Consider the following 22,539-nt stretch of genomic DNA (forward strand, 5'->3'; position numbering starts at 1 on the left):
GTGATATTTGAACCGCGAATTCAAGACAAAAACAGCCGGTCTTTATTCGGAGGGCACGTATTCTACAACTTCCAGGTCGAAACCGGATATCGCATTAAATTTCATTGGCGCACTCATCAGGCGCATTTTGCGTACGCCCAGGTCACGCAGGATCTGCGAACCGGCACCGACGATGCTGTAGGTGGTCGGTTTTTTCGCCGGCGCGTGGTCGGCGGTTTCGCGGATATGCGCCAGCAACACGTCGCCGTCGAGCGGGTGACCGAGCAACAGCACCACGCCACTGCCGGCCTCGGCCACCGCGGCCATGGCGGCGCGCAGACTCCAGCGGCCTGGCTGCTTGACCATCAACAGGTCGCGCAGCGGGTCCATGTTGTGCACGCGAACCAGGGTCGGTTCTTCGGCGCAAATGGTGCCCAGGGTCAGTGCCATGTGCACGTCACCTTCTACCGAATCACGGTAGGTCACCAGGTTGAACTGGCCCAGTTCGCTGTCCAGTGGCTGCTCGGCAATCCGCTGAACGGTACGTTCGTGGATCATCCGGTAGTGAATCAGGTCGGCGATGGTGCCGATCTTGATGTTGTGTTCGGCGGCAAAGGTTTCCAGCTCGGCGCGACGGGACATGGTGCCGTCGTCGTTCATCACTTCGCAGATCACCCCGCTCGGCTCGAAACCGGCCATGCGCGCCAGGTCGCAAGCGGCTTCGGTGTGGCCGGCACGGGCCAGGGTACCGCCGGCCTGGGCCATCAACGGGAAGATATGGCCGGGGCTGACGATGTCTTCTGCCTTGGCATCTTTGGCGGCGGCAGCTTGCACGGTACGCGCACGGTCAGCGGCGGAGATGCCGGTGGTGACGCCGGTGGCCGCTTCGATGGACACGGTGAACTTGGTGCCAAAACCGGAACCGTTACGCGGCGCCATCAAGGGCAGCTTGAGCAGTTCGCAGCGCTCGCGACTCATCGGCATGCAGATCAGGCCACGGGCGTGCTTGGCCATGAAGTTGATGTGTTCAGGCTGGCAGCACTCGGCGGCCATGATCAGGTCGCCTTCGTTCTCGCGGTCTTCGTCATCCATGAGGATGACCATCTTGCCTTGGCGGATGTCTTCAACCAGTTCTTCGATGCTATTGAGCGCCACGCGGCACCCCCCTTCTTTCAAAAATTGAGTTTCAGGAATTGAGGTAGCCGTTCTCGGCCAGAAAGCTTTCGGTAATGTTGCCCTTCGAGGATTCTGCGGCCTTATCACCCAGCAACAGACGCTCCAGGTAACGGGCCAGCAAGTCCACTTCGAGGTTCACCCGGCGACCTGGCTGGTAAGACGCCATGATGGTTTCGCTCAGGGTGTGCGGAATGATCGTCAGCAAGAACTCGGCGCCATCGACCGCATTCACCGTCAGGCTGGTGCCGTCGACGGTGATCGAGCCTTTATGGGCAATGTACTTGGCCAGGTCTTTCGGTGCACGGATGCGGAACTCCACAGCGCGGGCATTCTCGGTACGGGCAACCACTTCGCCGACACCGTCGACATGACCGCTGACCAGGTGTCCACCCAGGCGGGTTGTCGGAGTCAGGGCTTTCTCCAGATTGACCGGGCTACCGCTTTTGAGGTCGTTCATCGCGGTGCAGTCGAGGGTTTCACGACTGACGTCCGCCGCAAAGCCGTTGCCAGGCAACTCGACTGCGGTCAGGCACACGCCGTTGACCGCGATGCTGTCGCCGAGTTTGACGTCGCTCAGGTCGAGCTTGCCGGTTTCTACGTGAACCCGCACATCACCACCCTTGGGGGTCAATGCACGGATGCTGCCGATGGATTCGATGATGCCGGTAAACATGGAGTCCTCCTCGAGAACAGGGCCAGCGCTGTTGCGATGGCCGGGAATTATACGCTCGCCGATCAGCCTGTGTGAGAACGTAACGAGCGAAGGCAAGACAAGGCAAAAACAGGCGAGGAAGCGGAGTTTACGGGTTGTAAATGAGCATTCCGAGCCTGTTTTTAACGCAGTATTGCCTGCGTAGCGCCGAAGGCGCCCAGCGTGCAGTAGTTCTCACACTGGCTGGGGTATAGGGATGGCGGTGACTCGCCAGTCATCGCCCACCGCACGAATTTCTGTGATTTTGAGCTCCGGCGCATCCTTCATTTGCGCGAGTGGCCAGTCGAGCAACGGGCGGGCCGTGGAGCCCAGGAACTTACCCGCGATGAAGATCTGGAACTCGTCCACCAGCCCTTGCTGAGCAAACGCCCCGGCCAAACGCGGGCCGGCTTCCACCAGCACTTCGTTGACACCACGGGCAGCGAGTTCGAGCAACAGCTTGCGCAGGTCGACCTGGCCATCGTCGCCCGGCACGATCAGGCACTCGGGGCCGTTGGCGTATTGCTCTTCCACCGCGACGCAGGTGGCGACCAGTGCCGGCCCGGCCTTGAAGAATGGCGCGTCGAGCGGCACCCGCAGGCGGCCGTCGATCAGCACGCGAAGCGGCGGACGGCTCAACACCTGCGCGGTTTGCTCGGCATCCAGACCCAACTCGTCAGCACGCACGGTCAAGCGCGCGTCATCGGCCAGCACCGTGTCGGCACCGGTCAACACGACGCTGGCCTGGGCCCGCAGACGCTGCACCGCCGAGCGGGCGGCGGGGCCGGTGATCCATTGGCTTTCGCCGCTGGCCATGGCAGTACGGCCGTCGAGGCTCATCGCCAACTTCACCCGCACGAACGGCAAGCCGTGTTCCATGCGCTTGAGAAAACCTTCATTGAGCTTGCGCGCCTCGCCTTCGAGCACACCACTGCAGGTCTCGATGCCGGCCTGCTCCAGACGCTGCAGACCACGACCGGCGACTTCCGGGTTCGGGTCCTGCATCGCCGCAACAACTCGCGCCAGACCAGCATTCACCAGTGCATCGGCGCACGGCGGCGTGCGGCCGTGATGGCTGCATGGTTCGAGGGTCACGTAGGCGGTGGCGCCCCGGGCGTTTTCACCGGCGGCGCGCAGGGCGTGGACTTCGGCATGGGGTTCGCCGGTGCGCACGTGCCAGCCTTCGCCGACAATCTGCCCGTCACGCACAATCACGCAGCCCACCCGAGGGTTGGGATGGGTGGTGTAGTGACCTTTGCGCGCCAGTTCCAGCGCACGCGCCATGTAATGGGCGTCGAGAATCGCTTGCTCTGAAGATATCGTCATGGTTTGACCGGCTCACGGGCCAGGCGATCGATCTCTTCACGGAACTCGTTGAGGTCCTGGAAGCGGCGATACACCGAAGCGAAACGAATGTAGGCGACTTCATCGAGCTTTTGCAGCTCGGCCATCACCAGTTCACCGACCACCAGCGATTTGACCTCGCGCTCACCGGTCGCCCGCAGCTTGTGCTTGATGTGCACCAGCGCCGCTTCCAGGCGCTCGACGCTCACCGGGCGTTTTTCCAGGGCGCGCTGCATGCCGGCGCGAAGTTTTTCTTCGTCGAACGGCTGACGGCTGCCGTCGGTTTTGATCAGGCGCGGCAACACCAGTTCGGCGGTTTCGAACGTGGTGAAACGTTCGCCGCAGGCCAGGCATTCGCGCCGGCGGCGCACCTGTTCGCCCTCGGCGACCAGACGCGAGTCGATGACCTTGGTGTCGTTGGCACCGCAGAAGGGACAGTGCATGGTGGCAGGCAACAAAAAAAGGGAGGGCCATGGTAGCGCATCCCACTGGCAAGACAAGCCATAGGGTTTACGGTATATAGACGGGCTACACTGCATGATCCATGGATTTCACCTTGCTGGAGCCGCAAATGCCGCTACGACCGCTTGTTTTACTCAGTCTCGTCGGCCTGTTGGTCGCGTGTAGCAGTCATGCGCTGAAACCGGCGGCACCCACCCCAGGCCCTGCGCCCGAGATGGCCCAGAAGAAAGCCCAGGCCTCGGCCGACCTCGGACCGCTGCCGACGTATCAACGGGAATTGAGTGGCACCTTGCAGGGCGTACCGGCCGGCGCCGAGGTTGAACTGGCACTGCTGGTGATCGACGAGCGCTCCCGGCCGCAGCAATTGCTCGCCAGCGCCAACCTGATCGGTAACAACAAGATTCTGCCGTTCCACCTGCGGTTCAACCCCGATGCCTTCCCGGTCGGTGCACGCGTCGAACTGCGGGGTCGCGCCAGCCAGTCCGGGCAGTTGATCCTGCACCTGCCGGCGCAACGCATCTTTGAGCCGACCACCCAGGCCCTGGGCCAGTTGCAGTTTTTCAAAGCGCCATGAATGCACCGCTTGACCTGCAACACGCGTTAAGTGAACTGCTCGGCGATGCGCAGCTTGTGCCTTGCCCGCTGCCTGAGACTGCGCTGAAACTCTGGCTGATCGACGGCGACAACATGGACCGCGCCTTCAGCCCGGAAGAAACCCGGCGCATCCTGCACGAGCCACCGTACTGGAGTTTTTGCTGGGCCAGCGGCCTGGCGATGGCCCGCTACCTGGCAGAGTATCCGCAGTGGGTTGCCGGCAAGCTCGTGCTGGATTTCGGCGCCGGTTCCGGCGTGGCAGGGATCGCGGCGGTCAAGGCCGGGGCGCTGGAAGTGGTGGCCTGCGACCTTGATCCGCTGGCGATTGCGGCCTGCCGGGCCAATGCCGAACTCAATGATGTCGAGCTCAGCTACTCGACGGATTTTTTCGCTGAAGCCGATCGCTTTGATCTGATTCTGGTGGCCGACGTGCTGTACGACCGGGCCAACCTGCCACTGCTCGATGAGTTTTTAAGCCGTGGCCGTGAGGCGCTGGTGGCCGATTCACGAGTGCGGGATTTTCGCCATCCGTTGTATCAGCGGCTGGAGATGCTGGAGGCGATGACCCTGCCGGACTTGGCAGAGCCGGAAGAGTTTCGGCATGTGAGCCTTTATCACGCCAAACGGACATGATCGCTCCAGCCCGTAGCAGCTGCCGAGCCTGCGAGGCTGCGTTCGGCCGCGAAGAGGTCGTAAAATCAGGCAGCGCGTTCTTTCAGGCAAACCGCGTACGCAGGAATTGCGAGGACTTCGTCCTCGAACGCAGCCTCGCAGGCTCGGCAGCTGCTACGGGCGTTGGAGCAGAAAGTTGTGTAGATACTTATGCCCATCGCCGCCACCCCTTATAGTTGCCCCATTCACGTTTCTTCGAGATGCCCCATGAGTCAAGACACGCCGTACATCTTCGACGCCACTACTGCCGATTTCGACCAGTCGGTGATCGAAAACTCGTTCCACAAGCCGGTTCTGGTGGATTTCTGGGCTGAATGGTGTGCGCCGTGCAAGGCGCTGATGCCGATGCTGCAAACCATCGCCGAGAGCTATCAGGGCGAATTGCTGCTGGCCAAGGTCAATTGCGACGCCGAGCCAGACATCGTTTCGCGCTTCGGCATTCGCAGCCTGCCGACCGTGGTGCTGTTCAAGGACGGTCAACCGGTAGACGGTTTTGCCGGAGCACAGCCCGAATCCGCCGTCCGCGCGCTGTTGGAGCCGCATGTACAGATGCCACCGCCGGCCGCCGCCGACCCGTTCGAACAGGCTCAGGCGCTGTTCGACGAAGGCCGTTTCGCTGACGCTGAAGCCCAACTGAAAGTGCTGCTGGGTGAAGACAACACCAACGCCCGCGCGCTGATCCTCTACGCCCGCTGCCTGACCGAACGTGGCGAACTGGGCGAAGCCCAAGTCGTGCTCGATGCCGTCAAAAGCGATGAACACAAAGCTGCACTGGCGGGCGCCAAGGCGCAGATCAAGTTTCTCGGTCAGGCTGCTGACTTGCCGGATGTTGCCGACCTGAAATCCCGTCTGGCGCAAAACCCGCTGGACGATGAAGCGGTCTACCAACTGGCGATCCAGCAACTGGCCCGCCAGCAGTACGAGCCGGCGCTGGACTCCCTGCTCAAGCTGTTCATCCGCAATCGCAGTTACAGCGAAGGTTTGCCGCACAAGACTCTGCTGCAAGTGTTCGAACTGCTGGGCAACGATCACCCGCTGGTGACCGTTTACCGCCGCAAGTTGTTTGCTGCGCTTTACTAAGCCTGCTCGATCCAGCTGTAGAGCGGCGTATCTCCGCCGCTCACTACCTTGACCTCGGCGCTATGGCGCAAACGCACCAGCAGGCGTTTGCCAGCGACGGTGTTGCCGGTCAAACCCTCCAGCCGCTCCAGCAAGTCCGGCCCTGACAGTTGCCCCGACTGGCGCAGCAGATCCTTGGCGAGCTGCCACAGCACCTCATCCTGATTGACAGGCCTGACCACCGGATCGGCCGCCGCTGCACTGCTTTCCGATTTGCTTACCTGCAACTGCGCGCCGAGCCGCGCCCAATCCCCATCGTCCAGTTCCAGGGTCAAATCCACCGGCCAGTCACCGATGCTTCCACGAATGCGCAACATTGGGGTTTCCTCAGGTTTATGACGAACATGCTCCCACGCGTCTTGCGCAACGCCAAGCGGGCAGTCAAACTCTCGCCACGCTTGTTATAAGATTACATAACAAACTTTTCATCTTCCTCTCCGGAGACTCTCCATGCGCCGTCTGCTACTCGCTTTGCCGTTTGCCCTGTTGCCGCTGGCTATCGCTCAGGCCGCTGAAGTTCATGAACACGGGAGTCTGGGCGCCCACGAACATGGCGTCGGGCGTTTGAACGCAGCGCTGGACGGTCAGACCCTGGCACTGGAATTGGACAGCCCGGCGATGAACCTGGTGGGCTTCGAGCACGTCGCCAGCAGCGATGCAGACAAGGCCAAAGTCGCCGCCGCCCGTGCGCAGCTGGAGAACCCGCTGGTGCTGTTCAGCCTGCCAAAAGCGGCCAACTGTGTGGTCAGCCAGCAAGAACTGAAGAGCCCGCTGTTTGGTGACAAACCGGATGCCCCGGACGCCGATGATCACGACGACGATGACGACCATGCGACCGACGGTAAAGGCGCCGCCGCCGAAGAGCATCACCACGATCACAGCGAAATCCACGCACATTACCAATTCACCTGCGCCGCTCCTGGCGCGCTGAAGACCCTGGACTTGTCGCAGGTGTTCACGACCTTCCCCGCGACCCAGAAAATTCAGGTACAACTCATCAGCCCAAGCGGCCAGCAAGGGGTTGAAGTGACCTCGAAGGCTGCGGCGCTCAAGTTCTAAATTCACAGAAGATCCCTTGTGGGAGCGAGCCTGCTCGCGATAGCGGTCGAACAGCCAACATAGATGCTGAATGTTATGGCCTCATCGCGAGCAGGCTCGCTCCCACAGGTGATCAACACCCATGAAATCGGCGCCATGACCCAAGCACTCATCGAACTGTCAGACCTGGGCTTCAGCTGGCCCGGTCATCCGCAATTGCTGGATATCCCGGCGTTTCGCCTGGAACCCGGTGAAACGCTGTTTCTCAAAGGCCCCAGCGGCAGTGGCAAGACCACCCTGCTCGGCCTGCTCGGTGGCGTGCAGAAACCCAATCGCGGAAGCATTCGCCTGCTCGGCCAGGAACTGACCGAACTGTCGGCCGGCGCCCGCGATCGATTTCGGGTCGACCACACCGGCTACATCTTCCAGCAGTTCAACCTGCTGCCGTTTCTCTCGGTGCGCGAGAACGTCGAGCTGCCGTGTCACTTTTCCAAACTACGCGCCAGCCGAGCGATTCAGCGCCACGGCAGTGTCGATCAGGCCGCCGCGACCCTCCTCGCACACCTGGGGCTCACGGATGAAAACATGCTGAGCCGCCGCGCCGACTCGCTGTCCATCGGCCAACAGCAACGGGTCGCCGCCGCCCGCGCGCTGATCGGTCAGCCGGAACTGGTGATCGCCGACGAACCGACCTCGGCCCTCGACTACGACGCCCGCGAGGCGTTTATCCGCTTGTTGTTCGCCGAGTGCCGCGAAGCCGGTTCCAGCCTGTTGTTCGTCAGCCACGACCAGAGCCTGGCACCGCTGTTCGATCGTCACCTGTCGCTGGCCGAACTCAATCGCGCCGCCACGCCCGCAGAGGTCTGAGATGTATTTGTTTCGTCTAGCCATGGCCAGCCTGGCTAACCGTCGCTTCACCGCGATCCTCACCGCGTTCGCCATCGCCCTGTCGGTCTGCCTGCTGTTGGCCGTGGAACGGGTTCGCACCGAAGCCAAGGCCAGTTTCGCCAGCACCATCAGCGGCACCGACCTGATCGTCGGTGCGCGCTCAGGCTCGGTGAACCTGCTGCTGTACTCGGTATTTCGCATCGGCAACGCCACCAACAACATCCGCTGGGACAGCTTCGAGCACTTCGCCAACAACCCGAAAGTGAAATGGGCGATCCCGATTTCCCTCGGTGATTCCCATCGTGGTTATCGCGTGATGGGCACCACCGACGCCTACTTCGAGCATTACCAGTACGGCCATCAGCAAAGCCTGCAACTGGCCAGCGGCCGGGCGTTTGCCACCGACCCGTTCGAAGTGGTGCTGGGTGCCGAAGTGGCCGATGCGCTGCATTACAAACTCGGCGACAAACTGGTGCTGGCCCACGGCGTGGCAGTGATCAGCCTGGTCAAGCACGATGACAAACCGTTCACCGTGGTCGGTATTCTGAAACGCACCGGAACCCCGGTCGACCGCACGCTGCACATCAGCCTCGGCGGCATGGAAGCGATCCACATCGACTGGCACAACGGTGTGCCGGCTCAGGGCAACGCCCGGATCAGCGCCGACCAGGCGCGCAACATGGACCTCACGCCGCAAGCCATCACCGCGTTCATGCTCGGCCTCAACAACAAGGTCGCGACCTTCGCCGTACAACGCGAGATCAATGAATTCCGTGGCGAGCCAATGCTGGCGATCCTGCCGGGTGTAGCCTTGCAGGAACTCTGGAGCTTGATGGGCACTGCCGAAAAAGCCCTGTTCGTGGTCTCGCTGTTTGTGGTGTTGACCGGGTTGATCGGCATGCTCACGGCCATTCTCACCAGCCTCAACGAACGCCGCCGCGAGATGGCGATCCTGCGTTCGGTCGGCGCCCGGCCATGGCACATCGCGACGCTGCTGGTGCTGGAAGCCTTCGCGTTGGCGCTGTCCGGAGTCGTGGCGGGTCTGGCGCTGCTGTATGTCTGCATCGCCGCAGCCCAGGGTTACGTGCAATCGACCTACGGCTTGTACCTACCGCTGGCCTGGCCAAGCGAGTATGAATGGACGCTACTCGGTGGCATTCTGCTTGCCGCGTTGCTGATGGGCAGCGTGCCGGCCTGGCGCGCCTATCGCCAATCATTGGCCGATGGTCTGTCGATCCGTTTATGAGGACATTCAAAATGCTCCGCGCTTTGCCTGCGCTGTTGATGCTGGTCGCCCTGCCCCTGTGGGCGGCCGCGCCGAAAGACCTGACCTGGGCGGAAATGATCCCGCCGGACGCTCCGCCAGAAGTGCCGAACATGAAACCGCTGCACGACCTGTCGCAGATGAGCAGCACGCTGTCCGCCGAGGCCGCTCCAGCGGCCAAGCAAGACATGCCCAATGCGCCGGTAGTGAAAAGCCTCGATGGCAAGAACATCCGCCTGCCGGGGTACATCGTGCCGCTGGAAGTCAGCGAGGAAGGCCGCACCACCGACTTCTTGCTGGTGCCGTACTTTGGCGCGTGCATCCACGTGCCACCGCCGCCGTCGAACCAGATCGTCCACGTCAAAAGCGAGGTCGGGGTGAAGCTCGACGAGTTGTATCAGCCGTACTGGATCGAAGGTGCGCTGCAGGTCAAGGCGTCGAGCAGTGAATTGGCGGATGCCGGGTATCAGATGGATGCAGACAATATCTACGTGTACGAATTGCCGGAGTGAGTCCGGTCGTCATGTGTGACTGATAGATAGCCATCGCGAGCAGGCTCGCTCCCACAGTGGATTTGTGTTGATACACAAATTACATGCACACCGCCGATCAAATGTGGGAGCGAGCCTGCTCGCGATGGGGCACTCGAAAGCTCCGCAACAATCAGGGCTATCACACTTTCATTGAGCTGAGTCAAAAGCGCCATTCCTGACGCTTCGTACCATTGGACATAGAGAATTTGAATCGTCCTTTGGAGCCCCCATGCACAAGTCATTGCTTAGCGCTTCCCTCATTGCATTCGCGCTTGCAGCCCCGTTCGCCCAGGCCCATGAAGCCGGTGACATCATCGTTCGGGCCGGTGTAATCACCGTCAACCCGAAAGCCGACAGCTCCAGCGTCAAGGTCGATCAAGGCCCATTGGCCGGCACCAACCTGGGTGGCAAGGCCACCATGAACAGCGACACGCAGCTGGGCCTGAACTTCGCGTACATGTTCACCAACAATATCGGCATCGAGCTGCTCGCCGCCTCGCCGTTCGAGCACGACGTGAACCTCAAAGGCACCTCTCTGGGCGCAGCCAACGGTAAGCTCGGCACCCTCAAACACCTGCCGCCAACCCTGAGCCTGGTGTACTACCCGCTTGATCACAAGTCAGCCTTCCAACCCTACGTTGGTGCCGGTATCAACTACACCTGGATCTACGACGAAAAGCTCAGTAACGAAGCGCAAGCCAACGGCTTCAGCAACTTCAAGGCAAAAAACTCTTGGGGTATGGCGTTCCAGGTCGGTGCCGACTACATGATCACCGACAACATCATGCTCAACGCCCAGATGCGCTACATCGACATCAACACCCGTGCGACCGTGGAAAACGACGCCGTGGCGCCGGGTACTCGGGCCAGGGTCAACGTGGATGTTGACCCGTTCGTCTACATGGTGGGCCTGGGTTACAAGTTCTAAACCTGAGTACACGCGAAGGGCCCTCTTGAGGCCAATACCAGAACCTGTGGGAGCGAGCCTGCTCGCGATGACGGAGTGACATTCAACATCGATGTTGACTGACACACCGCCATCGCGAGCAGGCTCGCTCCCACATGGGTTTAGCTAAGCTTTCATGGCGACGAAAAACTCAACGGCCCAACAGTCGCGCCAGCCCGACGCTCATCGGCGTCTGCTCGGGGAAGGTGAAGCGCTGCAACAGGCGCTGATTGTTCGCCCGCGAATGGCGGATGTCGCCGGAGCGCGCCGGGGCGTAGCTGATCGGTGGCAACTTCCCGACCACTTCGCCCAAAGCCTGGAGCATTTGCTTGAGGGTCGTCGCCTGGTTCCAGCCGACATTGACCGCACCCACTTCAAGTGTCGGCGCTTCGATGGCCTGCACCAGCAGGTCCACCAGGTCTTCGACATAAACGAAATCGCGGGTCTGCTCGCCGTCACCGAACACGGTGATCGGCAGGCCTTTCTGCGCACGTTCGCTGAAAATGCTGATCACCCCGGAGTACGGCGATGACGGATCCTGGCGCGGGCCGAAGATGTTGAAGAAGCGGAAAATCGCCGGTTCGATCCCGTGCTGACGACGGTAGAAATCGAGGTAGAACTCACCTGCCAGCTTGTCTGAGGCGTACGGCGTGAGCGGGGCCTTGATGGTCTCTTCGTCGATTGATTCGCCTTCACCGTTATTGCCGTAGACCGCTGCGCTTGAAGCAAACAGCACACGCTTGACCCCAGCCTTACGCATCGCTTCACAGACGTTCAAGGTGCCGATGAAATTGCTCTGGTGAGTGCGCACCGGATCATCCACCGATGCCTGGACCGAAGCCACGGCAGCCAAATGCGCCACGGCGCTGCAACCGATCATCACCTGCGCCACCAGTGCAGCATCGGCCACATCACCTTCGATCAATTCGATCAGTGGGTTGTCCAGCGGCAGGTTGCTGCGCTTACCGGTGGACAGGTCGTCGAGGATGCGCACCGAATGCCCCTTGGCGAGCAAGGCGTCAGCAAGGTGCGAACCAATGAAACCGGCACCGCCGGTGATCAAAACAGGGCCATCAGCCATGACGATAAAACCTATCCAGTAAGCCCGGGAGCGCTGCGCGCCAGGCGCGCGGCTTGATCCCGAAGGTGTGCAGAATTTTCTTGCAGGCCAGTACCGCGTGCTGCGGTTCTTCGCCAGCATCCGGACTCGCGGCGTGGGCCTGCGCGGTCGGTGCTTCGATGGCCAGCGCGTGCAGATTGCGGGCTTCGGTGAGGATAGCCTGCCCCAACGCCAGCGGCGTGGTCGCCTCATGCCCGGCGTAGTGGTAAGTGCCCCACAGTGGCGCGGCGCAATCGAGCTGCTTGAGCACCGAAATGATCACCCGCGCGGCATCGTCTACTGGCGTCGGGTTGCCACGCCGGTCGTCGGCCATCAGCAGTTCTTCAGGTTGTTCGGCCCGCGCGAGGAAACGCCCGAGGGTGCCGTCGACGCTGTCATCGAGCAACCAGCCAAAACGCAGCATCACGTGTTGCGGGCAGGTGGCGCGCACGCTTTGCTCGATACGCCACAAGGCCTGGCCACGCAGGCCCAGCGGCACGGGTTCGTCTTTTTCGCTGTAGGCCGTCGCCCGTGAGCCATCGAACACCCGATAGCTGGAAGGCTGCACGAGAACAATGTTGTGATGCTGGCACAGTTCGGCCAGCCGCTCGACCGCCCGCTCCTGTGAGGCCAGACGCGCCTCGGCCACGCTCTCGGCCTGAAACCAGTCAAAGTAGTAGGCGAGATTGATCAGCGCGTCGGGGCGCGTGTCGTCGAGCAGTTGTGTCAGGCTCGCGGCGTCCCAGCCGTCTTGCGGTGGACGGGGGGCGAGGAAACCGATGTCTTCCTCTGCACCGAGGCGAATCAGCGCCTGCCCAAGGGCATTTCCGCCACCCAGTAACATAAGGCGCATTCGCATAGAGTCAGCAGGCCCAGTCTGTTTGGAACGATGGTTTATCGACACAGCCCGCAGGCTTTGCCGTTGAGATTTGCCAGAATCGTTGCATTTTGCGGGTTTAAAGCGCAACCGTCACCCGTAAAGTGTAGATCCCCTGGATTTGTGCTGCGGCGACCGGCCCCTTCGCGAGCAGGCTCGCTCCCACATGGGATCTTCATCGCACCGTAGACCCACTGTGGGAGCGAGCCTGCTCGCGATGAGACCCTGACAGGCGATGAAGGTCTTGAGCGGTACTTGCATCTTCAGGCACCCAGCCGCATAAATTACCCCATGAATCTCCCCGAATCCGCGGACAGCGTCCTGAGCGGCTTTCACCCTGCCGTCAGCGCCTGGTTCAACAGCACCTTCCCAGCGGTCACCGCCGCGCAAGCCGGCGCGTGGCCGTTGATCCGCCAGCGCCGCTCGACACTGGTCGCCGCGCCGACCGGCTCTGGCAAAACCCTCACGGCGTTTCTTGCGGTCATTGATGACCTGGTCCATCAAGGCCTGGCCCAAGGGGGCGAGTTACCCGACGAAACCCTGGTGGTTTACGTCTCGCCCCTCAAGGCGCTGTCCAACGACATCCAGATCAACCTGCAAACCCCGCTGGCCGGTATCACCGAGCAACTGCAGCGCCTGGGCTTTCCCGAATTACAGATCAACACCGCCGTGCGCACCGGCGACACGCCGCAAAAGGACCGTTCGGCGATGCGCAAAAGCGCGCCGCACATCCTGGTCACCACCCCGGAGTCACTGTACGTGTTGCTCGGCTCCGATTCTGGCCGGCGCATGCTCGCCAGCACCCGCACGGTGATCGTCGACGAAATCCACGCCATCGCCGGCAGCAAACGCGGCAGCCACCTGGCCCTGAGCCTGGAGCGCTTGCAGGCGCTGACCTTAAGTAAGGCAGGCGGCGAACCGCTGATACGCATCGGTCTGTCCGCCACGCAAAAACCCATCGAAGCGGTTTCGCGCTTTCTGGTGGGCACCGGCCGCCCGTGCGAGATCGTCGATATCGGCCACGCCCGCCCACGGGACCTGGGCATCGAAGTGCCGCCGGTGCCGTTGTCGGCGGTGATGGCCAACGATGTCTGGGAGCTGGTCTACGACCGTATCGCCACACTGGCGCGTGAACACCGGACCACACTGATTTTCGTCAACACCCGACGCCTGGCCGAGCGCTTGAGCCGCCACCTCAGCGAGCGCCTCGGCAAAGACGCAGTCGCTGCGCACCACGGCAGCCTGGCCAAGGAGTTTCGCCTCAATGCCGAGCAACGGCTCAAGCGTGGCGAGCTGCAAGTATTGATCGCCACCGCGTCACTGGAACTGGGCATCGACATCGGCGACGTCGACCTGGTCTGCCAGATCGCCTCGCCGCGCTCGATTGCCGGGTTTCTGCAACGGGTCGGACGTTCCGGGCACCAGGTTGGCGGCACGCCCAAGGGCCGTTTGTTCGCCACCACCCGCGACGACCTGATCGAATGCGCCGCCCTGCTCGATTGCGTGCGCCGGGGCGAGCTCGACACCTTGCTGATCCCCACCGCACCGCTGGACGTATTGGCGCAGCAAATCATCGCCGAGGTCAGTTGCCAGGAATGGCAGGAGCAGGCGCTGCTCGAAACACTGCGCCGTGCATCGCCCTACGCCGGACTCGACGACACACACTATCAAGCGCTGTTGCAGATGCTCGCCGAGGGCTACAACGGCCGCCAAGGCGTCCGCAGCGCCTACCTGCACCGCGACGCCGTCACACGCACCTTGCGTGGCCGCCGAGGCGCCAAGCTGACAGCGGTGACCAGCGGCGGGACGATTCCGGATAACGCCGATTACGCTGTGTTGCTGGAGCCCCAAGGGCTGAACATCGGCAGCGTCAATGAAGACTTCGCGGTGGAAAGCATCGCAGGCGATGTCTTTCAGTTGGGCAATACCTCGTACCGGATCCTGCGGGTCGAAACCGGCAAAATCCGGGTCGAGGACGCTCAGGGCCAACCGCCGACGATTCCGTTCTGGCTCGGCGAAGCACCGGGGCGCAGTGCCGAGCTGTCGGTCGCCGTGGCGCGCCTGCACGCGCACCTTGATGAACTGCTGAGCGCCACACCCGGCGATGTGCAACCCAGCCTCGACTGGCTGACCGAGACCCTCGGCCTGAACCTCGCCAGCGCCGAACAATTGGTGGAGTACCTCGCCCGTGCCCGGTTGACCCTCGGCGCCCTGCCGTCTCAGGACACGCTGCTGATGGAGCGGTTTTTCGACGAATCCGGCGGCACGCAGTTGATCATCCACACGCCGTTCGGTAGCCGCATCAACCGCGCCTGGGGCCTGGCCCTGCGCAAGCGCTTCTGCCGCACCTTCAACTTCGAATTGCAGGCCGCCGCCAGCGAAGACGCGATCGTCTTGTCGCTGTCCACCAGCCACAGTTTCGAGCTGGACGAGGTCTGGCGTTATTTGCACAGCAACAGCGCCGAACAGATCCTGATTCAAGCCGTGCTCGACGCGCCGTTATTTGGCGTGCGCTGGCGCTGGAATGCCGGTGTCGCACTGGCGCTGCCGCGTTACAGCGGCGGGCGCAAAGTGCCGCCGCAGATCCAGCGGATGAAAAGCGAAGACCTGATCGCCAGCGTGTTTCCCGACCAGATCGCCTGCCTGGAAAACCTCGCTGGCGAGCGCGAAATCCCCGACCACCCGCTGGTCGAACAAACCCTCGACGATTGTCTGCACGAAGCCATGGACTGCGACGGCTGGCTGGCACTGTTGCGGCGCATGGAACGCGGTGAAGTGCGCTTGATCAGCCGCGACCTGCCGGCGCCTTCGCCACTGGCGGCGGAAATTCTCAGCGCCCGGCCCTACACCTTTCTCGACGACGCACCGCTGGAAGAACGCCGCACGCAAGCGGTGCTCAACCGACGCTGGAGCGAGCCGCAATCGACCGATGACCTCGGCGCACTGGATGCCGAGGCCATTCAATCGGTACGCGAAGAGGCCTGGCCGCTGCCAACCAACGCCGATGAAATGCATGAAGCGCTGATGAGCATGACCGCGATCAGCGACGCCGAGGCACAGGCCAATCCGCAGTGGTCAGGTTGGCTGAACATTTTGGCCGACGGTGGTCGCGCCAGCCGTTTGCAGATCAACGCGGATCACGCGTTATGGCTGGCGCTGGAACGGCTGACCTGCCTGCAAGCAATCTATCCACAGGCCCCGTTGCAACCGCCGTTGCAGGCCTTGCCGGGTTTCGACGAAGCCTGGGAGGTCGATGAAGCGGTGGTCGAACTGATCCGCGCGCGTCTCAGCGCATTTGGTCCGCTGCCGATTCAGGCGATTGCCGAACCGCTGGGGCTTTCGATGGCTCACGTCACTCAAGCCCTGGCACAACTGGAGCGCGAAGGTTATGTAATGCGGGGGCGCTTCAGCCCTTCGGCCACGCAAGAAGAATGGTGCGAGCGGCATTTGCTGGCGCGCATTCATCGCTACACGGTCAAACGCCTGCGGCGGGAAATCGAGCCGGTGGCGTTGCAGGACTTCATGCGTTTTCTGTTTGACTGGCAGCATCTGTCCCCGGCGACACAAGGCCAGGGCAGCGCGGTATTGCCGGCGATTGTCAGTCAGTTCGAAGGCTACCCGGCGGCGGCTTCCGCCTGGGACAGCGACATTCTGCCGGCGCGACTCAAGGGATACTCATCGACGTGGCTGGATGAGCTGTGCCGCAGCGGCAAGCTGGTCTGGACCCGGCTGACCGCCCGCAACAAGGCCGCTAGCATCGCGCTGCGTAGCACGCCGATTGTGTTGCTGCCGCGTACACAGGTGGCGCTCTGGAGCAACCTGACCGAGCAGCCGGACGTCAGTGAACTGTCGCCCAAAACCCAGAAAGTCCATCAAGCGCTGAGCCAACACGGCGCGCTGTTTTTCGATGAGCTGCTGCACGAAGCCCATCTGCTGCGCAGTGAACTGGAGATCGCTTTGCAGGAGCTGGTCGGCGCCGGGCTGGTGAACGCCGACAGCTTCGCCGGCCTGCGCGCGTTGATTACGCCAGCGAGCAAACGCCAGGCGCGCAGCAGTCGCCGCGGTCGTGGGGCGTTTGTCGGCGGGATGGACGATGCCGGACGTTGGGCCTTGTTGCGCCGTCAGTCGACGCCGCCGGTTGTGGATAACCGTGGCACCCCGAGCGACACCCTGGAACACATCGCCCGGACCTTGCTCAGGCGCTATGGCGTGGTGTTCTGGCGTTTGCTGGAACGCGAGGCCGACTGGCTGCCAAGCTGGCGCGAACTGCTGCGCACTTTTCATAGACTGGAGGCTCGCGGGGAAATTCGCGGCGGACGTTTTGTCAGTGGTCTGGCGGGCGAGCAATTCGCCTTGCCCGAAGCGATCCCGTTGCTGCGCGACGTGCGCCGCCGCCCTCATGACGGCAGCCTGATCGGTGTCTGCGGCGTCGACCCACTGAACCTCGCCGGCACCCTGCTGCCAGGGCACAAAGTCCCGGCCCTCGCCAGTAACCGACTGGTGTACCGCGATGGCCTGCCGGCCGCCGCCGAGATCGCCGGCTCGCAGCATTTCTGGTTGGAACTGGATCAACACGACAGCGCCGAACTGCACAAGAAATTGACCCAATACCGCCTCACCCCACCGACCGCGTAGGAGCTGGCGAAGCCTGCGATCTTTTGATCTTGAGCTACTTCGTCGACGTCCTATATACCGCCAAGATCGCAGCCTTTGACAGCTCTTACACGTTCCGCGCGACTTACACCCGCGCAGGCGCCGTCACTCCAAACCGAGCGCGGTAATCACTCGGTGCCAGGCCGGTGATTTTCTTGAACGTGGCGCGAAACGCACTCGGGTCCGAATACCCGACATTCCAGGCGATGTGGTCGATGGTGCCGTTGGTGAATTCGAGCATTTCCCGGGCCTTGCCGACCCGCAGGTGTTGGCAGTACTCGGTCGGTTTCAAACCGGTCGCCGCTCGAAAACGCCGCAGGAACGTGCGCTCCTCCAGCCCCGCCTGCCGGGACATCACACTCAGTGACACCTCCACCGCGCCGTTGGCCTGTAGCCAGTGCTGAACCTTGAGAATCGCCGCATCGCCATGGCTCAGGATCGGCGCGAAGTTACTGCCGCATTCGCTTGCGCTGTCGCTGTGCTCGACCACCAAAAAGCGCGCGGTACTTGTTGCGATGCTCGGGCCGAGCAAACGGTCGACCAGACGCAGCCCCAGCTCCGACCAGGCCATCAACCCGGCCGTGGTGATCAGGTCACCATCGTCGACGATGGGCTTGTCGGCGTTGAGTGTGATCTTCGGGTAACGCTCGGCGAACTTTTTCGCCGAGGTCCAATGCGTCGTGGCGCTACGACCGTCGAGCAGACCGCTTTCGGCCAACAGAATAGAACCCACGCAGACCCCGCCGAGGGTTGCGCCGGCCGCGTGTTGCTGGCGAATCCACTGGATCAACGCTGGCGGCGCCTGGCCTTCGGAAAAACCGCCAATCGAGGGCGGGATCAACAGCGCCATCAGTGCGCCGTCGGGAGCGGGATGGCTGTCGTAAATGCGTTGGGGCGCGTGCTCGGCAGCCGCCTGCCAGTGGCTGATCCGCAACAACGGCAGCTGCGTGCTCTGATGCTCGGCGGCGATGCGATTCGCGACACCGAACAAATCCGTCAAACCATGGACCGCCGCCATCTGCGCGCCGGGATAGATCAGCACGCCTAACTCGGCGACTGCGCGCTCTATGCCCATTGTCAGTTTTCCCCCTTCTATTGTCGGTGCGGCCAATCCTCGAACGGCCGGCGAAACCCAATACTTCGTTCCACACACACCGAACCGAGGAAACACCCATGGCCAAGCAAGCACTCATCGTAGTCGATATCCAGAATGACTACTTCCCCCAAGGCAAATGGCCGTTGGTCGGCGCCGATGCAGCTGCCGACAACGCGGCGCGGATGATCCAGGCCTTCCGAGATGCGGGCGATCAGGTGGTGCATATCCGCCACGAATTCACCTCTGACACCGCGCCGTTCTTCACGCCGGGTTCTGAGGGCGCGAAGTTGCACCGCAAAGTCCTCAACCGCAGCAACGAGCCGGTGGTGCTCAAACACTTCGTCAACGCGTTCCGTGAAACCGAATTGCAAGCACTCCTCGACCAGCACGGCATCAAAAATCTGGTGATCGTCGGCAGCATGAGCCACATGTGCATCGACGGCGTCGCGCGTGCCGCGGCCGACCTTGGCTACGGCGTCACGGTGATCCACGACGCCTGCGCCACCCTTGACCTGGAGTTCAACGGTGTTGTGGTTCCGGCCGCCCAGGTACACGCCGCCTTCATGTCGGCCTTGAGCTTTGCCTACGCAACGGTGGTGTCCACCGTTGACTTCCTGGCGGCCAGCCACTGAACCTGACCCCATCAAACACCAAAGGCCCGCAGCGCTGACGCACTGCGGGCCTTTTTCGTGATGACAGTCCACCGTAATAAATTCTCACACGTGAGACATTGAGAGCGCAGGTCTTTATCTGTAGCGTTCTCACGCGTGATACAAAAAAGCGGAGCCAGAGTTATGAAGCGTCGCTCTCTATCAGCGTCAGACACCGAACCCGCGAGCAGCCAGAGAGAGCGCTCGAAACCTTCCGCGAAAAAACCATCAAGCTTCTACATGAAGCAGATGCGCGGAGGACTTAGCGCCGCCGGCTATGTGAAACATGAAACTTGGGTGCTTCCCGAAAACCGAAGCCTGCTCAAGCAAATGGAGAAACAGCTACGCCAGCCGATCCTGGCTGGCTCATTCATGTTGGAGGATTACATGAGCGCAGGTAACAACTGGAACATCGATCGCCTCTTCAGCGCCCTGCAGGCCCTCGATGAAGTGGCATCGGATGAAATCACCCTGACACTGATTCAAGGCTGCGAGCAAAGCATCAAGCTGGAAATGAACGAGTTTGGCGGGCTGCCGATTTACATCGCCGTCGTCGGCGAACAAATCATCGTCGACACCGTGCTGGTCGATCTCGAATCCATCAAGGATGTGCAGCGCTTCAACGATGCCGTGCTGCGCAGCCGGGAAATGTTCCCGCTGTCGTCGATCGGTATCGAGTCCATGCCCAACGGGCAGACCGTCTACAACATGTTCGGTGCACTCAGTTCCGAGTCCAGCCTGACCAACGTCGTGACCGAAATCAAAACCCTCGTCGACAACGTTCAGCGCGCCAGCGAAGCCTTCGAAGGCTTCTTCAACTAATTTCCGGGAGTACCGACGCATGCAAAACCAATCGATCTGGAGCAAGTTGTTCACCGCCCTGCGCGGCGGCGCCAACGAAGTCGGCGAAGCCATCGCCGACCAACAGGCCCTGCGCATCCTCGACCAGGAAATCCGCGACGCCGACAACGCCCTGGCAAACGCCAAACGCGAGCTGGTCACCATCATGGCCAAGCACAAACTCTCGACCGATCGCGTGGCGCAGTACAACGCCAAGATCAAGGACCTGGAATCCAAGGCGATGGCCGCGATCCAGGCCAACCGTGAAGACCTGGCACTGGAAGTGGCCGAAGCCATTTCGACCCTGACCAACGAACTCGACGCCGAACAGAAGCAAACCACCGAGTTCGGCGCCTACGCCGACAAAATGCGCAAGGACATCACCAAGGCCGAAAGCCGCATCAAGAGCCTGCGCCAGCAAGTGGACATGGCCAAGGCCCGTGAAAGCGTACAGAAAGCGCAGGTCAGCGCCTCTATTGCCAGCGGTGGCGCCAACGGCAAGCTGGAAACCGCGGTCAGTACCTTGAACCGTCTGCAAGCCAAGCAGGAACAACGGGCTGCCGAGCTGGAAGCGAGTGACGAGCTGGCGGACGCGTCCACCGGTAACGACCTGGAGCGCAAGCTGCGCGAAGCCGGTATTACCCCGGACCAGGGCAGCGCAAACGCGATTCTGGATCGTCTGAAAAAGCAATCGGCCGAGTAACCGGCTTACGCACGCACTCAAGAAGAAGGGCACCGGTGTGCCTAATGCCGATCAGTTAAGGCACAAACCTGTGGGAGCGAGCCTGCTCGCGATGACGGCATCACATTCAACATCAACGTTGACTGACCCACCGCTATCGCGAGCAGGCTCGCTCCCACATGGATTTCGCTTAACTGATCGGCATTACCGGCGTGCCCTTCTTTTTGCCGATTCGAGGACAAGGATGGACAGGGTAACCGGCTTCAAGATCATCGCAGGCCTGGCCATATTGATGATCGCGATACACCTGCTGAACATGTTGACCGGCTACAGCCTGACAATGTTCGGCCTGGTACCCCGAACCGCCCACGGCCTCGTCGGGATTGTGGCTTCACCGTTTCTGCACGTATCCACGGCACATCTGATCGCCAATCTAGTGCCGTTCCTGGTGCTGGGAACCCTAGTGATCGCCGAGGGCGTCAAGCGCTTTGCGGCGGTCAGCGCAATCATCATTCTGCTCGGCGGCTCGCTGGTCTGGCTGTTCGGTTTCAAGGGCGTTCATGTGGGCGCCAGCGCCTGGGTCTTTGGCCTCTGGGCGTACCTCCTGGGACGCGCCTGGTTCCACCGCAGCTGGAGCAACGTGCTGATCGCGGGCATTGTCGCCCTCCTCTATGGAGGTCTGATTTTCGGCTTCATTCCACGCCAGGGCGTTTCAGTTGAAGGGCACATTGGCGGCGCATTCGCCGGTTTTATTGCCGCCCGGCTACTTCGCTCTGCGCCACCCGCGTCCAGGGCGGCGAACTCTTCTAAATCGCCTCCAACCGCCTGAAGGAAATCGCCAATGGGATGGTTTAAACAGTTGATGGGCCTTGAGGCCCCGCCCCCCAAGGAAACTGCACCGGTTGCCGGCCCTCTCGGGCTCGGGCAGGGAAAAGCGCTGATGTTCGACGCCACCCTCAAGCTGTTGCTCGACGAAAAAACCAGCGTCGTCATTCCCGGCACCCAGCAGATCTGGAGCGTCGGCACCGTCGACCTCGGCCAGTCGACCTGGCTGTCGCGCTACTACATGGACGACGAAGACTACTGGCTACAGGTCCACACCACCGGCGCCATCGACGGTCAGGTCGAGTCCGTGATCCTGTTCAACTACCAAAGCTACATCACCCTCAACAGTGAAGCCGAACTGCGCAGGCTCGCGGGGCCGAACAGCCTGATCGGCCTGCCGACCTACACCCAGGACGGTGTCGAATACGCCCGAGAATGGGGTACCGAGGCCGGGCAGACCGAATTGGTGGCCTTCAGTGAGCAGGTCAGCAATCCGGATCAGTCCTACGTCGTCGAACATCGTTCGATGCTCTACGCCCGCGAGACCGGTCTGACCGACCGACGCGAATTCCTGCTGTTCTCGGTCGAAGAAGACGCCGAAGGCAGCATCAGCTTGAGCACTTCACTGGGCATCTCGCTGTACAGCACCGACCTGAATACGATCTGAAAAGGATAAACCCATGCTAGAAGCACTCTCCGTCTCGCTGAACAAAGCCGCCGTCCTGGGCTTTGTTTCGTACATCATCGGTGCCGCCCTGCTGTTCGCGATTTTTCAGTTCGTCTACACCCGCATCACACCGCACAAAGAGTTCGAACTGATCCGCAGCGGTAACATCGCTGCCGCCATTGCCCTGGCCGGCGCCATCATCGGTTTCGCGATCCCGGCGAGCAACGTGATTGCCTACTCGGTCAGCCTGCTGGATTTCGCAGTGTGGGCACTGATTGCCGCGGTGGTTCAACTGCTGGCGTTCCTGATGACCAGCCTGGTGCTCAAAGGCACCTCCGAACGTATCCGTAACGGTGAAATCGCTGCGGCCATTTATGTCGCTGCCGTCGCCATCAGCGTTGGCCTGCTCAATGCCGCGTGCATGACCCCTTCGCAAAACTGATC

23 protein-coding genes are annotated in these 22,539 nt (G+C 61.7%); 15 read left to right on the forward strand and 8 right to left on the reverse strand.

The window, feature by feature from the left end:
- Positions 1-42: 42 nt before the first annotated feature.
- The 4 genes from ribBA to nrdR all read right to left on the reverse strand — a co-directional run bounded on the left by ribBA (position 43) and on the right by nrdR (position 3,633).
- Positions 43-1,134, reverse strand: coding sequence for a bifunctional 3,4-dihydroxy-2-butanone-4-phosphate synthase/GTP cyclohydrolase II (ribBA, locus tag NTD87_RS16650; protein WP_262115116.1), 1,092 nt, complete (start codon positions 1,132-1,134; stop codon positions 43-45).
- 31 nt (positions 1,135-1,165) lie between these two features.
- The gene (locus NTD87_RS16655; protein WP_054594247.1) at positions 1,166-1,828 is read right to left on the reverse strand and encodes a riboflavin synthase; all 663 of its coding nucleotides are present in this window, start codon (positions 1,826-1,828) and stop codon (positions 1,166-1,168) included.
- Positions 1,829-2,041: 213 nt separating this feature from the next.
- Positions 2,042-3,172 carry a bifunctional diaminohydroxyphosphoribosylaminopyrimidine deaminase/5-amino-6-(5-phosphoribosylamino)uracil reductase RibD gene (ribD, locus tag NTD87_RS16660; protein WP_262115117.1) on the reverse strand — a complete coding sequence of 377 codons (1,131 nt, stop codon included), beginning with the start codon at positions 3,170-3,172 and terminating at the stop codon, positions 2,042-2,044.
- A complete protein-coding gene (gene nrdR / locus NTD87_RS16665; protein ID WP_025215726.1) occupies positions 3,169-3,633 on the reverse strand; it encodes a transcriptional regulator NrdR in 465 nt (154 codons plus the stop codon). Before nrdR ends, ribD begins: the two co-directional genes overlap by 4 nt.
- A 128-nt stretch (positions 3,634-3,761) precedes the next feature.
- On the opposite strand from nrdR, the gene NTD87_RS16670 reads away from it, so the two are divergent.
- The 3 genes from NTD87_RS16670 to trxA all read left to right on the forward strand — a co-directional run bounded on the left by NTD87_RS16670 (position 3,762) and on the right by trxA (position 5,998).
- Complete coding sequence (locus NTD87_RS16670) at positions 3,762-4,226, forward strand: hypothetical protein (RefSeq protein WP_262115119.1); 465 nt, start codon at positions 3,762-3,764, stop codon at positions 4,224-4,226.
- Positions 4,223-4,879 (forward strand): class I SAM-dependent methyltransferase, encoded by a 657-nt coding sequence (locus tag NTD87_RS16675; protein ID WP_262115120.1) that lies wholly within the window; start codon positions 4,223-4,225, stop codon positions 4,877-4,879. The genes NTD87_RS16670 and NTD87_RS16675 overlap by 4 nt, the downstream gene beginning before the upstream one ends.
- A gap of 246 nt (positions 4,880-5,125) precedes the next feature.
- A complete protein-coding gene (trxA, locus tag NTD87_RS16680) occupies positions 5,126-5,998 on the forward strand; it encodes a thioredoxin (protein WP_262115121.1) in 873 nt (290 codons plus the stop codon).
- Here trxA and NTD87_RS16685 read toward each other — a convergent pair.
- Positions 5,995-6,354 carry a hypothetical protein gene (locus NTD87_RS16685; RefSeq protein ID WP_262115123.1) on the reverse strand — a complete coding sequence of 120 codons (360 nt, stop codon included), beginning with the start codon at positions 6,352-6,354 and terminating at the stop codon, positions 5,995-5,997. The genes trxA and NTD87_RS16685 overlap by 4 nt on opposite strands.
- A gap of 133 nt (positions 6,355-6,487) precedes the next feature.
- On the opposite strand from NTD87_RS16685, the gene NTD87_RS16690 reads away from it, so the two are divergent.
- From NTD87_RS16690 to NTD87_RS16710, 5 genes are all read left to right on the forward strand, one after another.
- Positions 6,488-7,096: a DUF2796 domain-containing protein gene (locus tag NTD87_RS16690; RefSeq protein WP_262115125.1), complete on the forward strand. Its 609-nt coding sequence runs from the start codon at positions 6,488-6,490 to the stop codon at positions 7,094-7,096.
- A gap of 135 nt (positions 7,097-7,231) precedes the next feature.
- Complete coding sequence (locus NTD87_RS16695; RefSeq protein WP_262115126.1) at positions 7,232-7,942, forward strand: ABC transporter ATP-binding protein; 711 nt, start codon at positions 7,232-7,234, stop codon at positions 7,940-7,942.
- A gap of 1 nt (position 7,943) precedes the next feature.
- Positions 7,944-9,209: an ABC transporter permease gene (locus NTD87_RS16700; RefSeq protein ID WP_262115128.1), complete on the forward strand. Its 1,266-nt coding sequence runs from the start codon at positions 7,944-7,946 to the stop codon at positions 9,207-9,209.
- A gap of 11 nt (positions 9,210-9,220) precedes the next feature.
- On the forward strand, positions 9,221-9,739 hold the full coding sequence (locus NTD87_RS16705; RefSeq protein WP_262115129.1) for a DUF3299 domain-containing protein: 519 nt from the start codon (positions 9,221-9,223) through the stop codon (positions 9,737-9,739).
- A gap of 250 nt (positions 9,740-9,989) precedes the next feature.
- Positions 9,990-10,688 (forward strand): OmpW/AlkL family protein, encoded by a 699-nt coding sequence (locus NTD87_RS16710; RefSeq protein ID WP_262115131.1) that lies wholly within the window; start codon positions 9,990-9,992, stop codon positions 10,686-10,688.
- A 169-nt stretch (positions 10,689-10,857) separates the two neighbouring features.
- Here the strand turns inward: NTD87_RS16710 and NTD87_RS16715 are convergent, their stop codons facing one another.
- Positions 10,858-11,787, reverse strand: a complete 930-nt coding sequence (locus NTD87_RS16715; protein ID WP_262115132.1) for an NAD-dependent epimerase/dehydratase family protein — start codon at positions 11,785-11,787, stop codon at positions 10,858-10,860.
- Entirely contained in the window at positions 11,780-12,664 is an 885-nt protein-coding gene (locus NTD87_RS16720) for an NAD(P)-dependent oxidoreductase (protein ID WP_262115134.1), read from the reverse strand. Before NTD87_RS16720 ends, NTD87_RS16715 begins: the two co-directional genes overlap by 8 nt.
- 309 nt (positions 12,665-12,973) lie before the next feature.
- Between NTD87_RS16720 and NTD87_RS16725 the strand changes: the two genes are divergently transcribed.
- Positions 12,974-17,317: a DEAD/DEAH box helicase gene (locus NTD87_RS16725; protein ID WP_262115135.1), complete on the forward strand. Its 4,344-nt coding sequence runs from the start codon at positions 12,974-12,976 to the stop codon at positions 17,315-17,317.
- Between the two features lie 103 nt (positions 17,318-17,420).
- Here the strand turns inward: NTD87_RS16725 and NTD87_RS16730 are convergent, their stop codons facing one another.
- Positions 17,421-18,410, reverse strand: coding sequence for a GlxA family transcriptional regulator (locus tag NTD87_RS16730; protein WP_262115137.1), 990 nt, complete (start codon positions 18,408-18,410; stop codon positions 17,421-17,423).
- A gap of 98 nt (positions 18,411-18,508) precedes the next feature.
- On the opposite strand from NTD87_RS16730, the gene NTD87_RS16735 reads away from it, so the two are divergent.
- The 6 genes from NTD87_RS16735 to NTD87_RS16760 all read left to right on the forward strand — a co-directional run bounded on the left by NTD87_RS16735 (position 18,509) and on the right by NTD87_RS16760 (position 22,537).
- Entirely contained in the window at positions 18,509-19,063 is a 555-nt protein-coding gene (locus NTD87_RS16735; protein ID WP_262115138.1) for a cysteine hydrolase family protein, read from the forward strand.
- Between the two features lie 162 nt (positions 19,064-19,225).
- Entirely contained in the window at positions 19,226-19,903 is a 678-nt protein-coding gene (locus NTD87_RS16740; protein ID WP_262115139.1) for a YjfI family protein, read from the forward strand.
- Between the two features lie 19 nt (positions 19,904-19,922).
- Positions 19,923-20,624 (forward strand): PspA/IM30 family protein, encoded by a 702-nt coding sequence (locus NTD87_RS16745; protein WP_262115140.1) that lies wholly within the window; start codon positions 19,923-19,925, stop codon positions 20,622-20,624.
- A gap of 223 nt (positions 20,625-20,847) precedes the next feature.
- Complete coding sequence (locus tag NTD87_RS16750; protein ID WP_262115141.1) at positions 20,848-21,432, forward strand: rhomboid family intramembrane serine protease; 585 nt, start codon at positions 20,848-20,850, stop codon at positions 21,430-21,432.
- Positions 21,433-21,444: 12 nt separating this feature from the next.
- Complete coding sequence (locus NTD87_RS16755; protein WP_262115143.1) at positions 21,445-22,095, forward strand: YjfK family protein; 651 nt, start codon at positions 21,445-21,447, stop codon at positions 22,093-22,095.
- Positions 22,096-22,108: 13 nt separating this feature from the next.
- Positions 22,109-22,537, forward strand: coding sequence for a DUF350 domain-containing protein (locus NTD87_RS16760; protein ID WP_262115145.1), 429 nt, complete (start codon positions 22,109-22,111; stop codon positions 22,535-22,537).
- Positions 22,538-22,539: the final 2 nt, after the last annotated feature.

This window comes from Pseudomonas sp. 6D_7.1_Bac1, assembly GCF_025465945.1.
Classification (GTDB): Bacteria; Pseudomonadota; Gammaproteobacteria; order Pseudomonadales; family Pseudomonadaceae; genus Aquipseudomonas.

Bases quoted from the DNA above. Each gene is read 5' to 3' on its own strand.
- NTD87_RS16655 (WP_054594247.1), bottom strand. From the start codon at position 1,828: ATGTTTACCGGCATCATCGAATCCATCGGCAGCATCCGTGCATTGACC.
- ribD (WP_262115117.1), bottom strand. From the start codon at position 3,172: ATGACGATATCTTCAGAGCAAGCGATTCTCGACGCCCATTACATGGCG.
- nrdR (WP_025215726.1), bottom strand. From the start codon at position 3,633: ATGCACTGTCCCTTCTGCGGTGCCAACGACACCAAGGTCATCGACTCG.
- NTD87_RS16670 (WP_262115119.1), top strand. From the start codon at position 3,762: ATGCCGCTACGACCGCTTGTTTTACTCAGTCTCGTCGGCCTGTTGGTC.
- NTD87_RS16675 (WP_262115120.1), top strand. From the start codon at position 4,223: ATGAATGCACCGCTTGACCTGCAACACGCGTTAAGTGAACTGCTCGGC.
- trxA (WP_262115121.1), top strand. From the start codon at position 5,126: ATGAGTCAAGACACGCCGTACATCTTCGACGCCACTACTGCCGATTTC.
- NTD87_RS16685 (WP_262115123.1), bottom strand. From the start codon at position 6,354: ATGTTGCGCATTCGTGGAAGCATCGGTGACTGGCCGGTGGATTTGACC.
- NTD87_RS16690 (WP_262115125.1), top strand. From the start codon at position 6,488: ATGCGCCGTCTGCTACTCGCTTTGCCGTTTGCCCTGTTGCCGCTGGCT.
- NTD87_RS16695 (WP_262115126.1), top strand. From the start codon at position 7,232: ATGACCCAAGCACTCATCGAACTGTCAGACCTGGGCTTCAGCTGGCCC.
- NTD87_RS16700 (WP_262115128.1), top strand. From the start codon at position 7,944: ATGTATTTGTTTCGTCTAGCCATGGCCAGCCTGGCTAACCGTCGCTTC.
- NTD87_RS16705 (WP_262115129.1), top strand. From the start codon at position 9,221: ATGCTCCGCGCTTTGCCTGCGCTGTTGATGCTGGTCGCCCTGCCCCTG.
- NTD87_RS16710 (WP_262115131.1), top strand. From the start codon at position 9,990: ATGCACAAGTCATTGCTTAGCGCTTCCCTCATTGCATTCGCGCTTGCA.
- NTD87_RS16715 (WP_262115132.1), bottom strand. From the start codon at position 11,787: ATGGCTGATGGCCCTGTTTTGATCACCGGCGGTGCCGGTTTCATTGGT.
- NTD87_RS16720 (WP_262115134.1), bottom strand. From the start codon at position 12,664: ATGCGAATGCGCCTTATGTTACTGGGTGGCGGAAATGCCCTTGGGCAG.
- NTD87_RS16725 (WP_262115135.1), top strand. From the start codon at position 12,974: ATGAATCTCCCCGAATCCGCGGACAGCGTCCTGAGCGGCTTTCACCCT.
- NTD87_RS16730 (WP_262115137.1), bottom strand. From the start codon at position 18,410: ATGGGCATAGAGCGCGCAGTCGCCGAGTTAGGCGTGCTGATCTATCCC.
- NTD87_RS16735 (WP_262115138.1), top strand. From the start codon at position 18,509: ATGGCCAAGCAAGCACTCATCGTAGTCGATATCCAGAATGACTACTTC.
- NTD87_RS16740 (WP_262115139.1), top strand. From the start codon at position 19,226: ATGAAGCGTCGCTCTCTATCAGCGTCAGACACCGAACCCGCGAGCAGC.
- NTD87_RS16745 (WP_262115140.1), top strand. From the start codon at position 19,923: ATGCAAAACCAATCGATCTGGAGCAAGTTGTTCACCGCCCTGCGCGGC.
- NTD87_RS16750 (WP_262115141.1), top strand. From the start codon at position 20,848: ATGGACAGGGTAACCGGCTTCAAGATCATCGCAGGCCTGGCCATATTG.
- NTD87_RS16755 (WP_262115143.1), top strand. From the start codon at position 21,445: ATGGGATGGTTTAAACAGTTGATGGGCCTTGAGGCCCCGCCCCCCAAG.
- NTD87_RS16760 (WP_262115145.1), top strand. From the start codon at position 22,109: ATGCTAGAAGCACTCTCCGTCTCGCTGAACAAAGCCGCCGTCCTGGGC.